Origin of the sequence: Dolichospermum sp. UHCC 0260 (assembly GCF_009711985.1) — a bacterium.
GTDB classification, from domain to species: domain Bacteria; phylum Cyanobacteriota; class Cyanobacteriia; order Cyanobacteriales; family Nostocaceae; genus Dolichospermum; species Dolichospermum lemmermannii.
The window spans coordinates 42,029-57,236 of record NZ_VIKZ01000037.1 but is presented as its reverse complement, the minus strand read 5'-3'; the positions used below and the strand labels follow the sequence as shown (position 1 = coordinate 57,236).

Here is a 15,208-nt window from a genome sequence, read left to right as displayed (position 1 = left end):
GGGCTGCAACAGTTTTTCTAAAGTTCCTTTTGGTAACGCTTTGAATGCGGCATCGGTAGGTGCAAATACGGTGAATGGTCCTTTGGCTGATAAGGTTTCGACTAAACCAGCCGCTTTGATAGCTGCTACTAAGGTTGTGAAAGAACTGTTACCACTGGCTACTTCTACAATTGTCCCGACAGTCTGTGTACTGGTATGGGGTGTAGCAGGTTTTGCCGCAGGCTTAGTTCCAGCGAAAGCGGGAACACTGACGAAAAGAGTTGTGGCCGCAATGGCAATACTAACTGTTTTGGTAAATAGGGAATTCATTGTTTTTCACGGTTAAAAGTGTTTAAGATGTGAAAATTCTTGTTAATTTATCTTCACAATAGAAACTGTAACAGAATTTAACAATTTATGTCTGTTGATAACTATTCTGTCAGCATTGCCAATAATTGCGCCTCAGTCAATTGGCTAATTTCCAACTTCCGCGCTTTCTCTAACTTAGAACCGGCATCTGCACCTACAACTAAAAAGTCTGTTTTTCTGCTAATTGAATCAGTAATTTTACCGCCTGATTTTTGAATTAAAGCTTTGGCTTCATCGCGTTTTAAAGTTGGTAATGTGCCAGTAACGACAAAGGTTTTACCAGCAAATTTTTGATTAATTTCGCCCACAGACTGGGCTGCTGTGCTGTTTGCTAATTCTAAACCAATAGCCTGGATACGGGAAATTAAGGTTTGATTCGCTGGGGTGCGAAACCATTGATAGACTGATTGGGCAATTTCTGCACCGATACCATAAACACCTGCAATATCCGATTGTCTGGCGGCTGTTAAGTCTTCGACGGTGGTAAACTTCTCTGTTAATAATTGGGCGTTGACGCTGCCAACGTGACGGATGCCTAAACCATATAATACTCTAGCCCAGGGTTGCGTTTTTGATTGGGCGATCGCATTGATCAATTTTTCCGCCGATTTTTTTCCCATGCGTTCTAATGCACACAAGTCTTCTATTTTCAAGTCATATAAATCAGCAACGGAATGGACTAAGCCTTTATCTACAAGTTGATACACCAACTTTTCGCCTACACCTTTAATATCTAACGCGTCACGACTGACCCAATGTTCAATTTCACCCTTGAGAATGGCGGGACAGGAAGCATTTATACATCTAGTAACTGCTTCTCCAGTTTCCCTGACTACTAGCTGTCCACAGGCTGGACAATGGGAAGGCATAATGAAAGGTTGGGTATTAACGGGACGTAGTTCTTTGATTACCCGGACTACTTCGGGAATGATTTCCCCGGCTTTGCGAACAATCACGGTGTCGCCAATACGGATGTCTAATTGTTCAATGCGATCGCTATTATGTAAGGTAGCACGGGAAACTGTTGTCCCCGCTAATTGTACGGGCAACATTTCCGCTAAGGGAGTTAATGCCCCGGTTCTGCCAACGTTAACAGTGATTTTTTCTACACGGGTTGGGGCTTCTTCGGCTGGATATTTTAAGGCTATAGCCCAGCGGGGAAACTTCTGTGTAAACCCCAATTGTTCTTGCAGTCTAAAAGTATTTAATTTGACGACAACACCATCTGTCATATAGGGAGAATTCAGCCGTTCTGTATCCCAATATTGGTAATATTCAACAACTTCAGCAATAGAATGGCAGAGTTTATGATTGGTATCAACTCGAAAACCAAATCTTTGCAATAATTCCAAAGCTTCCCATTGGGTATTGGCAATACTGGAATCATCCAACCCGGTAATATGCAAAGTATAAGCAAAGAAATCTAATTGCCGCTGTGCGACAATCCGCGAATCTAATTGTCTAAGCGTACCTGCTACAGCATTGCGCGGATTAGCAAATACCTGTTCACCATCTTTTTGTCTTTTCTGATTAATTTCTTTAAATACCTGTAAAGGTAAAAACACTTCTCCCCGTACTTCCACTTTAGCAATATTTTCTAAACCGTCAAAATTCAAACGCAGGGGAATTGAGCGAATAGTTCTCACATTTTGGGTAATCTCTTCACCCATTACCCCATCTCCTCTCGTTGTCCCCCTGACTAAAACCCCATTTTCGTAAGTTAATGCTAAAGCAGCACCATCAATTTTCAACTCAGATACATATTCTATATCTCCGTTATTATACTGAGTTATTGAGTGTCGCCGCCACCGTTGATCCCAATTTTGCAATTCTTCAATATTAAACGCATTTTCCAGGCTGTACAGGGGGATATTATGACGGACTGAGGTAAAATGGGTTGCAGGTCTTTCCCCAACGCGCTGAGTCGGACTATCAGCAGTAATTAATTCGGGATTGTTAGTTTCTAATTCTTGCAACTCTCGATACAGCCGATCATAAACCGTATCTTCCATAATTGGCGCATCTAGAACATAATAAGCGTAGCCTGCTTTTTGTAGCAAACATCGTAGTTCTTCTATACGTTTGGTTTCAGGTTGAGTTGACATCATGAGTTTCATAACAAAAAATAATAACAGTGGGACTTTAATTATAAGGAAAGTAGTAAGCAATCATGACTCAAACTTTTACATATCAACCCCCTATCATTATCGCTCATCGCGGCGCAAGTGGCTACCGTCCTGAACATACTTTAGCAAGTTATGAGTTAGCAATTGATTTAGGTGCTGATTATATTGAACCTGATTTAGTGATAACTAAAGATGGTATTTTGATTGCCCGTCATGAAAATGAAATATCAGAAACTACCGATATTGCTAATCATCCAGAATTTGCTCATTTAAAAACTACGAAAATTATTGATGATGAAATTAAAACTGGTTGGTTTACAGAAGATCTTACCATAGCAGAAATCAAAACTTTAACAGCACAAGAACGCATTCCCCAACTTCGTCCCCAAAATACAGCTTATAACGGCATATTTACTATTCCCACTTTTCAAGAAATCATTGATTTAGTAAAGCATAAAAGTCAAACAATTGGCCGCCATATTGGCATTTATCCAGAAACCAAACATCCCAGTTATTTTCAATCTGTTGGTTTACCATTAGAAGCCACTTTATTATTGAATTTGCAGGAAATTAATTTACCGATATTTATTCAATCATTTGAAGTTAGTAATCTGAAAGAATTATCTCAGAAAACAGATTTGCCATTAGTGCAATTAATTAATAATATTGGTAAACCTTATGATTTTGTGATTGAGAATGATCCTCTGACTTATGCAGATTTATTAACGCAAAAAGGGTTAAGAGAAATTGCGGAATATGCCCAAGCAATTGGTGTACATAAAAACTTATTGATTCCTAGAGATAATTATGGTAAATTATTATCACCGACATCTTTAATTATAGATGCTCATGCGGCTAATTTACAAGTTCATGCTTGGACTTTTAGAAATGAGGATTTTTTCTTACCTTTAGACTTGCAAGGAAATCCGCAAAAAGAATATGAAATATTTTTTAGTTTAGGTATAGATGGTGTATTTAGTGATTATCCAGATATAGCTTTAACTGTCAAACTCAATGAATAATTTATCATTCAATCGCTTAACTCAAGTTGCTAAACTTTTTCTCAAATTAGGCATTATTGGTTTTGGTGGACCAGTTGCCCATATTGCTATGATAGAAGATGAAGTAGTTAAACGTCGTCAATGGTTGACACAAGAACATTTTCTAGACTTATTAGGGGTAACTAACTTAATTCCTGGACCCAATTCCACAGAAATGGCTATTCATATAGGATACATTTATGCAGGGTGGTTAGGCTTAATTGTTGCGGGAGTTTGTTTTATTTTCCCTGCGGTTTTAATTACAGGTTTATTTGCTTATTTATATGTCAATTATGGGACTTTACCCCAAGTTTTACCTTTACTTTATGGAATTAAACCTGTTGTTTTAGCAATTATTATGAATGCTATTTGGGGTTTAGGAAAAAAAGCGGTAAAAACTCGAAAATTACTCATCATTGCTATAGCAGTTGGCTTAATTACTGGGTTTGCTAAAGTTAACGAAGTTATGGCTTTATTACTAGGAGGAATATTAGGAATGATTTGGTTACGCAGTGGTAATCAAATTAATTTAATGATAATTGGTTTAACTACAAGTACAGTTTTGCAAACTACTGCAACTGTGAATACAGCTATAAATAATCATGTATCTGTACCTTTGTGGCAATTGGGTTTATTTTTTCTCAAAGTTGGTAGTGTGCTGTTTGGTGGTGGTTATTTATTAATAGCATTTTTACAAGGAGGATTAGTAGAAGAATTCGGTTGGTTAACACAACAACAATTATTAGATGCTATTGCTATTGGGCAATTTACTCCTGGTCCTGTACTTTCTACTGCGACATTTATTGGTTATATAATTGCTGGATTTCCGGGGGCAATTGTGGCAACTTTGGGAATTTTTCTCCCCTCATTTTTACTTGTTGCTGCTTTAAATCCTTTCATGAATCCTATTCGTAATTCATCTTGGACAAGACCTTTTTTAGATGCTGTCAATGTGAGTGCTGTAGCGTTAATGGTATTAACTACAATTCAATTAGGAATAGCTACTTTAATATTACCAAAAACTCCTTATGTGGATTTTTTAGGTTTAGGAATTTCTATTATTTCGGCAATTTTAGCAATTCGCTACCGCATTAATGCTGCTTACTTGATTTTAGGAGGTGGTATTATTGGTTGGAGTGCGTTAATGTTCGGTTATCTTGATTAAGAAGATAAATTATCTGTTAGAATTTCCGCATTGCGATTACTTGCTTCTTTGCGTCATACTTGCAATTGTGCATTCGTCGGCTTTTTTGTACAACCTACCAGGTAAACTATACCTATCCCCAAAGATACTAAAGCCCAGTTTTTCCAGATATTCAATACAACCACATTCAAAACTACTAGGAAAGTTTACAAAATGGCGTTAACTAAGTTAGAAATAACACCGTAATCCATTTTTGGACAATCATTCAACATTACTTCAAAAAAATATTGTTTGGAAACTAACAAACTTATGGTATTTTCAGTAGAAAACAGCGGATACGAAGCGAAAACCCAAGAAATTGCTAAACAAGTTTTAGCTGCTAGTCAGGAAAATCGCTCATTTTTATCAGCTTTACGCGACCAAATGCGCTGGGATGATAAACTACTCGATTGGGCTATGAGTAATCCGGGTTTAAGAGTACAATTATTTCGGTTCATTGATACTTTGCCCGCAATACATAGTAAATCAGAAATCGCCTCCCATATGCAAGAATATTTGGGAGATGAATCGGTAGAACTACCCGCAGCTTTAAAAGCAATCTTAAATTTTGCTAACCCCGATTCTATGCCCGCACAGGTAGCAGCGACAACCGTGGGAACTGCTGTAGAAACTTTAGCACACAAGTATATTTCCGGCGAAAATATTAAGCAAGTCATCAAAACCGTTGAGAGACTGCGAAAAGAGAAAATGGCTTTCACCATTGATTTACTCGGTGAAGCGGTAATTACGGAAGTAGAGGCGCAATCTTATTTAGAAAGATACCTGGAATTGATGCAGCAATTGGTAGAAGCATCAAAAAATTGGGCGAAAATTCCCGCTATTGATGAAGCTGACGGCGAAAATATCCCGAAAGTTCAGGTTTCTGTCAAATTAACGGCGTTTTATTCCCAATTTGATCCTTTGGATGCTCAAGGTAGTGAAGCAAGAGTAAGCAATCATATTCGGACTTTACTCCGTCGCGCTCAAGAATTAGGTGCAGCAGTCCATTTTGATATGGAACAATATGCCTACAAGGATATTACTTTTACCATTCTCAAAAAACTGTTACTGGAAGAGGAATTTCGTCAACGCACAGATATTGGCATGACAATCCAAGCATATCTGCGTGATAGTGAACAAGACGCTAGAGATATCATTGCTTGGTTAAAACAACGCGGTTATCCTCTCAGTATTCGCTTGGTTAAAGGTGCGTATTGGGATCAGGAAACTATTAAAGCTGCTCAAAAGCATTGGCCACAACCAGTTTACAATGATAAAGTTGCCACCGATGCCAATTTTGAGACGATTACGCAACTATTACTCGAAAATCATGAGTATGTCTATTCTGCCATAGGAAGTCATAATGTGCGATCGCAATCTCGCGCCATAGCCATAGCGGAAAGTCTCAATGTTCCCCGTCGTCGCTTTGAAATGCAAGTTCTGTACGGCATGGGTGATAAAATAGCTAAAGCTTTGGTAGATAAGGGTTATCGCGTACGGGTTTATTGTCCCTACGGTGATTTGTTACCGGGAATGGCTTATTTAATTCGGCGGTTGTTGGAAAATACGGCGAATAGTTCGTTTTTACGCCAAAATTTAGAAAATCGTCCCGTTGAGGAGTTGTTAGCACCTCCAATTATAGATATGTTTCGCGCAAAGGCGCAAAGGAGCAAAGAAGAGAAGGAAGGTTTTGTTGGTGTTGCGGATACGGATTTTGCGGAGGAGGAGAGAAGGAATAGGTCGAGTTTGGCTTTTGAAAATGTCCGTCAGCAGTTGGGTAAGACTTATTTACCTTTGCTGAATGGGGAATATGTGAATACAACTACTTTTGTTGATTCTCTTAATCCTTCTAATTTTAGTCAAGTTGTTGGTAAGGTGGGTTTACTTAGCATTGAACAAGCTGAGGAAGCTATGCAATTTGCAAAAGCGGCTTTTCCCGCTTGGAAGAAGACCCCAGTTAAGCAACGCGCTGATATTTTGCGTCAAGCTGGGAAGTTAATGGAGGAACGACGCGCTGAACTTTCCGCTTGGATAGTTTTGGAGGTGGGGAAACCTGTTAAGGAAGCTGACGGGGAAGTTTCGGAAGCTATTGATTTTTGTCTTTATTATGCTGAGGAAATGGAACGGTTGGATAAGGGTGTAATTTATGATGTGGTTGGGGAAACCAATCGTTATATTTACCAACCCAAAGGAATCGCTATTGTGATTTCTCCCTGGAATTTTCCTTTGGCTATTGCTTGCGGTATGACTGTCGCTGCTTTGGTTTCGGGAAATTGTACTTTACTCAAACCGGCGGAAACTTCTTCTGTTATTACTGCGAAGTTGACAGAAATATTAATTGAAGCCGGAATACCAAAGGGTGTTTTTCAATACGTTCCTGGTAAGGGTTCTCAAGTCGGCGCTTATTTGGTAAATCATCCTGATACTCATGTCATTGCTTTTACTGGTTCTCAGGAAGTAGGTTGTAGAATTTACGCAGAAGCTGCAATTCTCAAACCTGGTCAAAAGCATCTCAAGAAAGTAATTGCGGAAATGGGCGGCAAGAATGGCATCATTGTTGATGAAAGTGCTGATTTAGACCAGGCTGTTGTCGGCGTTGTCCAATCTGCTTTTGGTTATAGTGGTCAAAAATGTTCTGCTTGTTCACGGGTGATTGTGCTTGAACCCATTTATGATGCTTTTGTGGAAAGGTTGGTAGAAGCCACAAAATCCTTGAATATTGGGGAAACGGAGTTACCCAGTACCCAAGTTGGTCCGGTAATTGATGCTATTTCGCGCGATCGCATTTTGGAGTATATTCAAAAAGGTAAACAAGAAGCAAAAGTCGCTTTAGAATTACCCGCACCCAGTCAAGGTTATTTTATCGGTCCGGTGATTTTTTCGGAAGTACCCGCAAATGGAGTCATAGCCCAACAGGAAATATTTGGACCTGTTTTAGCGGTAATTAGAGTTAAAGATTTTCAAGAAGCAATAGAAGTTGCCAATGGCACAAATTACGCTTTAACTGGTGGTCTTTATTCTCGCACACCTTCCCACATTGAACAAGCGCAAGCAGAATTTGAAGTTGGGAATTTATACATTAATCGGAATATTACCGGGGCGTTAGTTTCCCGTCAACCCTTTGGTGGGTTTAAACTTTCTGGAGTCGGTTCAAAAGCAGGTGGACCAGATTACCTCTTGCAATTCCTAGAACCACGTCACATCACAGAAAATATCCAACGTCAAGGTTTTGCACCGATAGAAGGCGCTGAATAATTAGATGATATAACCAGATCCCCGACTTCTTGAAGAAGTCGGGGATCTAAAACTCCAAAACGAAGTCAGAATATTTCTTATCCTGAAAATCCTTAAATCCTGGAAATCCTGATTCAGACAAATTATGATATTTTTATGTTAAAATATAAAATCAGGGTTTCTCTATATTTATGGGTAAGAAAGATGATATTAACCAAGTTGATTCAATTGCTAAAGAATTTGATATGTTATGGGAAGAAAGAAAAGCTTTTGGTAGATTTCTGGAGCAAGAAAAAAGAAATGGTTATGGTGGAACTTCAAATGATAGAGGTGATTTTACATATCAGGAACTTAGACAAAAAGCTAAAGAATTTTTAGAGGATTTTTGATTATGAATACTAATATAGAAATTGCTAATTCTCAACCAAGTCTAAATCAAATTACTCAAAAAATTATAGGAGAAACTTGCAATCAGGTTACATTCAGTTATGGGGATGAATTACTGTTAGATTTTGGTGAAATGACTGCCTACGATCATCCTAAATTAAGAGATTTACGCAAAGGAACTTGGCAACTTAGCACTAGGGCAACAAATTTTGATTTAAGAAAAGTACATCCAATGTTCTTTAGTTCATATTTCAAAAATCCTATGTATCCTACAAAAAAAAGGTTACGTCTATTGGAAAATAAAAAACTAACTGATTTTGTAATTGATAGTGATAATTTTAAACTAACTTTATCCTTTGAAGGTAATTACCAACTGGTTTTAAAACCAGATTTAGAAGATGATTCTGGGCTTGCTTATTGGGAATTAATGATGCCAAATGAGCAAATTTTAATCGTTGGTCCGGGAATGTTTTGGGAATGTAAATCAATTCATGAACGTTATTAGTCTAGACATCCTAATTCTGACAATACAGCGGTTTCCGCTCTTATGAGGTACAAAGTTGAATCATGAAACTCTTGTAGTGCGGGCATACTATGGCTAACGCCACGCTGCGCTATCGACAAGCTCAGTACAAGTCTTGCCCGCTAGATATGTACCTCATAACACCGGGAAGTGCTGTATCAACATCCTGTCAATCCTTAAATCCTGGATATCCTGATTCTGACTATCCATTTTAATATATCCCCGACTTCTTCAATAAGTCGGGGATCTGAAACTAATTATCTATTTTTGGGACACTCTGGTAAGCTTTTATCAGCGTAATTACAATCAAAATGAATTAACGCTTTTCTACTAGATTCAAAGACTCCAAATCTATAGTATCGCTTAAATTCTCAGCATAATGTAAGTGCGTATTTTTTTCCATGTAAACGCGATTTATAACCGCCGGTCTAATTGTATATCACAACTTATAGCTGTTATTAGCGGTGTATATATACCTGAATAAATTCCCGTCAAAAAAAGAGTAAAAATAAAGAAATTGTTATTCAGATAACCAATGCAGCTTATCAGTGCAACCATTCCCTTATTGGCCACAGCCACAGCCACCGCAGACAGTTCCATGGTATTAGCCGCTGTCCTCTTAAGCTTAGTCGTAATTTACTTTGCCAGCAAAGTTGGTGGAGAATTATGCAACAAAATCGGCTTACCAGCAGTTTTAGGTGAACTTCTCGGTGGTGTAATTATCGGTGTTTCCGTACTCCATTTGTTAGTCTTCCCAGAAGGTGGTACAGACGCTTCTAATTCCTTAATCATGACCTTCTTGCAACTCACCGCTGGATTAACCCCAGAAGCCACACCACAGGTATTTGCAGCGCAGTCTGAGGTGGTTTCAGTTTTATCAGAATTGGGTGTAATTATCCTCCTGTTTGAAATTGGCTTAGAATCCAACCTCAAAGACCTTATGGCTGTTGGTGTTCAAGCCTTCCTAGTGGCTACAGTCGGGGTAGTAGTCCCCTTTGCAGCAGGTACGGTGGGATTAATGACCATATTTGGGATTAGTGCCATTCCCGCGATTTTTGCAGGTGCAGCTTTGACAGCAACCAGTATTGGTATCACCTCCAAAGTTCTTTCCGAATTAGGACGCTTGAATTCTAAAGAAGGGCAAATTATTCTCGGTGCAGCCGTTATTGATGATGTTTTGGGAATTATCGTTCTCGCGGTAGTTGCCAGTTTAGCCAAAGATGGTGTAGTTGATGTGGGTAACGTCATTTATCTGATTATTAGTGCCAGTGCTTTTCTCATTGGGGCGATAGTTTTTGGTAATGTCTTTAATAAATCATTTGTAGCGATCGCAGATCAACTCAAAACCAGAGGTGAATTAGTCATCCCTGCCTTCATTTTTGCCATAATCATGGCTTACCTCGCCTCAGTCATCCATTTAGAAGCCATTCTTGGGGCTTTTGCCGCCGGGTTAGTTCTCGAAGAAACCGACAAACGCAAAGAACTCCAAAAGCAAGTTATCCCCATTGCTGATATGCTAGTTCCAGTTTTCTTCGTCACAGTCGGGGCAAAAACCGATTTGGGAGTCTTAAACCCAGCCATTCCTACCAATCAGGAAGCCTTAATCATGGCAACTTTCCTGATCACAGTCGCCATCATTGGTAAAGTAGTGACAGGCTTAACAGTATTTGGTCAACCCGGCATTAACCGCTTGGCCATTGGTGTGGGGATGATTCCCAGAGGTGAAGTTGGCTTAGTATTTGCTGGTGTCGGTGCAGCTAGTGGTGTCCTCTCAAAACCATTAGGAGCAGCAATTATTATGATGGTTATTATTACCACATTCATCGCTCCTCCCCTGTTGAGATTTGTATTTCCAGAATCAAACACCTCAGCAAATTTAGATAGTAACTCTGGCAAAACATTAGCAGTAGAAACACCACAATCTCTCATCACCACAAAAGATGATTAGTAATTTGAATTTCACCTCAAATTCTGCTGTAGATATCACAGAAGATAGTTGGAAATTTTCTCTGTTGTAGTTTTTACATTTACTATATCAGGAGGTTGGAAGAAACTTCTCTCATCCAATCTCCGTCTCCTGTAATCTGGAAACCCTCTAATTTTAAAAATGGTTATTATTTCTACCTTTAATTAAATTTACTTTTTGGTTTTCTTTTGGTTTTATAAAACTTTCCTTTCCCCCCATTTTAGTAGCCTTGATAATGTTTTGTATTTCTATTTTTTTTCAGGACAGTTTTTACAGCTTAAAGATGTTTTTAGTAATTATGGAGGATAACCCGCCAATCTATGTCAGTAATTGACAGTGGTGGGTGTTTTTTGTATGTGTTCATATCATTATTAATTATTTAATTTAGCTAAGGAGAAAAAGCCGTGAAACTACAATGGTTACTACCTGCTACCTTTGGTACTGTACTCATGCTATCGTCGCCGACTTTAGCCGCAAAATTGGAATCTTGGCGATTTGATCGAAATCAAAATCTCTTAGAAATTAATACAAATAGTGCTGTAAAACCAGAAGCACAATTAGTTTTTACCCCCACTCGGTTAGTAATTGATTTACCGGGTGTGAAATTCGGACGTTCCCAGTTAACTCAACAAATAGGTGGAGGAATTCGGGAAATTCGCATTGGTCAATTTGATGAACAAACAACCAGGATAGTTTTAGAATTAAGTCCTGGTTATACCCTAGATCCAAAACAAGTGAAATTTGTGGGTAAAAGTGCTAATCGCTGGACAGTACAACTACCAAAATTAGAATCTGATTCCAACTCATCTGCCACCAATAATAACACTAACAATAATAATAATTACAATTTAGTCGGCATAGATTCCCAGGCAAAACCTGAATTTTCACCCATTGCTAAAATTGCTAACAGCAGGAGGGGAACAACTCAAATTGAGAGTTTCCAAATTACTGGTGATGGTTTTTTTATGCGGACAAATGGCGGTAATCCTCAAACTAGAATCATCAGAAGTCGAGATCAAACTACGGTATTTATTGACATTCTTGATGCAACTTTATCAGCAAATTTAACACAAGGAAATTTAGCCGTTAATAAACACGGTGTGGACAGCATTGGATTGACTCAATTGCAAACAACCCCAACATCTGTCCGCATGACCTTAAAAATCGCCACAAATAGCCCTGATTGGCGAGTAACCGCTAGTAGCAGCGGTTTAATTATCCTTCCCACCAGGGGAATGGTTAATGCCCCTGAAACTGATAATTTTCCCCCCACCAGAAACAATAACGACTCAATTGCGACAATTGAATCTATAGAACTTGCGGACAATGGCACACAATTATTAATTAAAGCCGACCAAGTTATATCCGCTACTACAGGTTGGGATAGAAGTTCTGGTTTGTTCCGGATCACCATTCCTAATGCTAAATTAGCCAATGAAGTCAAAGGCCCTACTTTTGATGCTAATAGTCCTATTATCAAAATTCGTCTGCAACCGCAACCGCCAAATACTGTAGTTATCTTGATTCAACCTGCATCAGGTGTTACACTAGGTGTACTCAATCAAGCAGGAGACAAATTTCTGGCTCTAAAACTGCAACAATATCGTCAGATTAGACCACCCATGAATTTACCTCCCCTATTACCACCCAAACAACAACTACCTGACCTTAAACCCAGACAACCACAAATTACCCCAAGGCGCTCCCTTCGTAAAGGCAAAATAGTAGTGATAATTGACCCCGGACATGGTGGTAAAGACTCAGGGGCAATTGGTATCGGTGGAGTGCTGGAAAAGGATGTTATTTTACCAATTAGCAAAAGAATTACTGAAGTTTTGGAACGAAATGGTATCCAAGTAATTATGACTAGAGGTTCTGACTACTTTGTGACTTTACCGGGACGGGTGACCATGGCACAACGGGCTAATGCTGATGTATTTGTCAGTATCCACGCTAATTCAGCAGGTGCAAATCGTCCAGAAGTTAGTGGTTTAGAGACTTATCATTATGATAGTGGTTTAAGACTAGCTCAGATTGTCCATAGTAAAATTCTGCAAAGTCTCAATGTCAGAGACAGAAACGTGCGGAAAGCTAGATTTTATGTGCTTCGCAAAACTTCTATGCCCTCAATTTTGGTAGAAACCGGTTTCTTGACCGGTAGAGACGATGCTGCCAAACTGAGAACTTCAGCTTATCAAAATCAAATGGCCGATGCGATCGCCCAAGGCATACTTCAGTATTTAAAATCCAGATAAAAAGTAACTTTTATCACCTGTTATCTGATTCATCACCAACCCTAGAAAAATAAATTTGCTGACCAAATGGCAGCAGTAAACCAATTATATGCTACGATTCTACGCCATTAGCCGTGTCTTACTACCAACACCAAAATCTTTTACTTGCACAAAGTTAAATTTGCAGCGGTGATGGTCTGAAGATTAGCCCATAAGTCGAGATATTGACAAATCCCATCAACAGGAATCAGGAGAAAGGATTGTGAAACTACATTGGTTAATACCTAGCACTTTTGGAACGGTCTTCATGCTATCTTCGCCCGCTTTTGCAGCGAAATTAGAATCTTGGCGGTTTGATACCAATCAAAATCACTTAGAAATTAACACATCTAGCGCTGTCCAACCCCAAGCCCAACTTATTTTTAACCCCACCCGTTTGGTAATTGACTTACCAGGAACCGAACTTGGTCGTCCGTCCGTAACCCAACAGATTGGTGGCAAAATTCGCACTATTCGTATCGGTCAATTTGATGACCAGACAACACGCTTAGTTATCGAACTAGCCCCTGGTTACACCTTCAACCCCAAGCAAGTCAAATTTATTCCCACCAATGGCAAACGCTGGATAGTAGAATTACCACAGCCAGAAGTTGCTTCTGGGCAAACTGGAGAACCATCACTACCCCCAACATCAGATCAATCATCTGAACCAACACTAGACCCCAGAAGTATTTACAACGTAGTTACAGCAAATCGGATTACCCCATCTAATCGAGAAATCCCCCCAGGGGTAGTGCAAATTGATCAATTCCGAGTTACAGGGGATGGGTTTTTTATTAGTACCAGTGGTGGAAATCCTCAACTGCAAGTTAATCGCAGTCAAGACAATCGCTCTGTTAATATTGATATCATTGGCGCAGCCTTATCACAAAATATGGGACAACGGGATCTAGTGATTAATCGCTATGGAGTCCGTCGTATCCAATTTAGCCAATCATCCAGTAATCCATCTACTGTTCGCATGACCTTGCAGTTAGATAGCAATAGTCGCAATTGGCAAGCCCTACTTAGTGGTAACAGCGGTTTTGTCGTCATCCCAGATCGTTTGGCCAAATTACCTGATAATAACCAATCCTCCGCACCATCACTGAGTGACTCCCCCGCAATTATTCAATCTGTAGAAATCGGTGGTAATGGCACACAATTACTAATTCGGGCAGATCAAGCCATATCTGCTACCACTGGTTGGGATAGAAGTTCCGGTCTATTTCGCATCACCATTCCCAATGCTAAGTTAGCTAATCAGGTCAAAGGTCCGGTTTTTAGTAGTAATAGCCCTATTCTGAAAGTCCGTCTCCAACCCCAATCTGACAATACTGTAGTTGTTCTTGTTCAACCTGCATCTGGTGTTAGCTTTGGGGTACTTAATCAAGTCCCATCTCAATTATTAGCACTACAATTACAAACTAACCTCCGCTCTCAACGCCCTTTAATTACACCACCTATCCCTTCTATACCACGACTAGATCCTCCAAGTTTTAGCACAGATCCACCGCAAACAAGACCCCAGCCCCGTCTACCAGTTCCTAATGGTAAAGTTTTAGTAGTTATTGATCCTGGACATGGCGGTAAAGATTCTGGCGCTCCTGGACTGGGTGGTTTGCTAGAAAAGGATGTCGTTCTACCTATTAGTACAAAACTGGCGAGAATTTTAGAACAAAACGGTATCCAAGTTGTCCTCACGCGAGATGCTGACTTTTTTGTGGAACTGCAAGGACGAGTGGATATAGCCAAGCGGGTTAATGCTACTTTATTTGTCAGCATTCACGCCAATTCCGTGGATAATCGGTCTGATGTTAATGGTTTAGAAGTCTATTATTACGACAATGGCTATGCTTTAGCTGACACTGTCCGGCAAGCCATTCTCCAAAATATTAGTACCCTCAAGAATCGAGGCACTCGTAAAGCTAGATTTTATGTGCTGAGAAAAAATACTATGCCTGCTATTTTAGTAGAAACAGGTTATATGACCGGTCGAGAAGATAATCCCCGTTTAGGATCACCAGAGTACCAAAGTCGTATGGCTGAGGGCATAGCTAGTGGTATTCTGAATTATTTAAAACAAAGATAATGATCGTCAGTTGTTCGTTGTTTTTTCTTTACCACT

The 15,208-nt window shown here is 39.4% G+C and carries 10 protein-coding genes; 8 read left to right on the top strand and 2 right to left on the bottom strand.

What is annotated here, in order from left to right; all coding sequences use genetic code 11:
* Together FJR08_RS15135 and ligA are read right to left on the bottom strand one after the other, a co-directional pair.
* The coding region (locus FJR08_RS15135; protein ID WP_174783109.1) for a fasciclin domain-containing protein at nt 1-309 on the bottom strand (309 nt) is incomplete at its 3' end.
* A 101-nt stretch (nt 310-410) separates the two neighbouring features.
* Nucleotides 411-2,456 (bottom strand): NAD-dependent DNA ligase LigA, encoded by a 2,046-nt coding sequence (gene ligA, locus FJR08_RS15130; protein ID WP_168633719.1) that lies wholly within the window; start codon nt 2,454-2,456, stop codon nt 411-413.
* Nucleotides 2,457-2,518: 62 nt separating this feature from the next.
* On the opposite strand from ligA, the gene FJR08_RS15125 reads away from it, so the two are divergent.
* The 8 genes from FJR08_RS15125 (at nt 2,519) to FJR08_RS15090 (ending at nt 15,172) form a co-directional block, all read left to right on the top strand.
* Nucleotides 2,519-3,496 (top strand): glycerophosphodiester phosphodiesterase, encoded by a 978-nt coding sequence (locus FJR08_RS15125; RefSeq protein ID WP_168633718.1) that lies wholly within the window; start codon nt 2,519-2,521, stop codon nt 3,494-3,496.
* Nucleotides 3,489-4,679 carry a chromate efflux transporter gene (gene chrA, locus FJR08_RS15120; RefSeq protein WP_168633717.1) on the top strand — a complete coding sequence of 397 codons (1,191 nt, stop codon included), beginning with the start codon at nt 3,489-3,491 and terminating at the stop codon, nt 4,677-4,679. Before FJR08_RS15125 ends, chrA begins: the two co-directional genes overlap by 8 nt.
* Nucleotides 4,680-4,967: 288 nt before the next feature.
* Nucleotides 4,968-7,952 carry an L-glutamate gamma-semialdehyde dehydrogenase gene (pruA, locus tag FJR08_RS15115; protein ID WP_168633716.1) on the top strand — a complete coding sequence of 995 codons (2,985 nt, stop codon included), beginning with the start codon at nt 4,968-4,970 and terminating at the stop codon, nt 7,950-7,952.
* A 170-nt stretch (nt 7,953-8,122) separates the two neighbouring features.
* Entirely contained in the window at nt 8,123-8,320 is a 198-nt protein-coding gene (locus tag FJR08_RS15110) for a hypothetical protein (protein ID WP_168633715.1), read from the top strand.
* A gap of 2 nt (nt 8,321-8,322) precedes the next feature.
* Entirely contained in the window at nt 8,323-8,823 is a 501-nt protein-coding gene (locus tag FJR08_RS15105; RefSeq protein ID WP_168633714.1) for a hypothetical protein, read from the top strand.
* Nucleotides 8,824-9,376: 553 nt separating this feature from the next.
* Nucleotides 9,377-10,789 (top strand): cation:proton antiporter, encoded by a 1,413-nt coding sequence (locus FJR08_RS15100; protein WP_168633713.1) that lies wholly within the window; start codon nt 9,377-9,379, stop codon nt 10,787-10,789.
* A gap of 422 nt (nt 10,790-11,211) precedes the next feature.
* Nucleotides 11,212-13,062: an N-acetylmuramoyl-L-alanine amidase gene (locus tag FJR08_RS15095; protein WP_168633712.1), complete on the top strand. Its 1,851-nt coding sequence runs from the start codon at nt 11,212-11,214 to the stop codon at nt 13,060-13,062.
* 241 nt (nt 13,063-13,303) lie between these two features.
* Entirely contained in the window at nt 13,304-15,172 is a 1,869-nt protein-coding gene (locus FJR08_RS15090; RefSeq protein ID WP_168633711.1) for an N-acetylmuramoyl-L-alanine amidase, read from the top strand.
* Nucleotides 15,173-15,208 lie beyond the last annotated feature (36 nt).

Coding starts and splice junctions, on each gene's coding strand:
- chrA (WP_168633717.1), top strand. CDS start 3,489: ATGAATAATTTATCATTCAATCGCTTAACTCAAGTTGCTAAACTTTTT.
- FJR08_RS15105 (WP_168633714.1), top strand. CDS start 8,323: ATGAATACTAATATAGAAATTGCTAATTCTCAACCAAGTCTAAATCAA.
- FJR08_RS15110 (WP_168633715.1), top strand. CDS start 8,123: ATGGGTAAGAAAGATGATATTAACCAAGTTGATTCAATTGCTAAAGAA.
- ligA (WP_168633719.1), bottom strand. CDS start 2,456: ATGATGTCAACTCAACCTGAAACCAAACGTATAGAAGAACTACGATGT.
- pruA (WP_168633716.1), top strand. CDS start 4,968: ATGGTATTTTCAGTAGAAAACAGCGGATACGAAGCGAAAACCCAAGAA.
- FJR08_RS15100 (WP_168633713.1), top strand. CDS start 9,377: ATGCAGCTTATCAGTGCAACCATTCCCTTATTGGCCACAGCCACAGCC.
- FJR08_RS15125 (WP_168633718.1), top strand. CDS start 2,519: ATGACTCAAACTTTTACATATCAACCCCCTATCATTATCGCTCATCGC.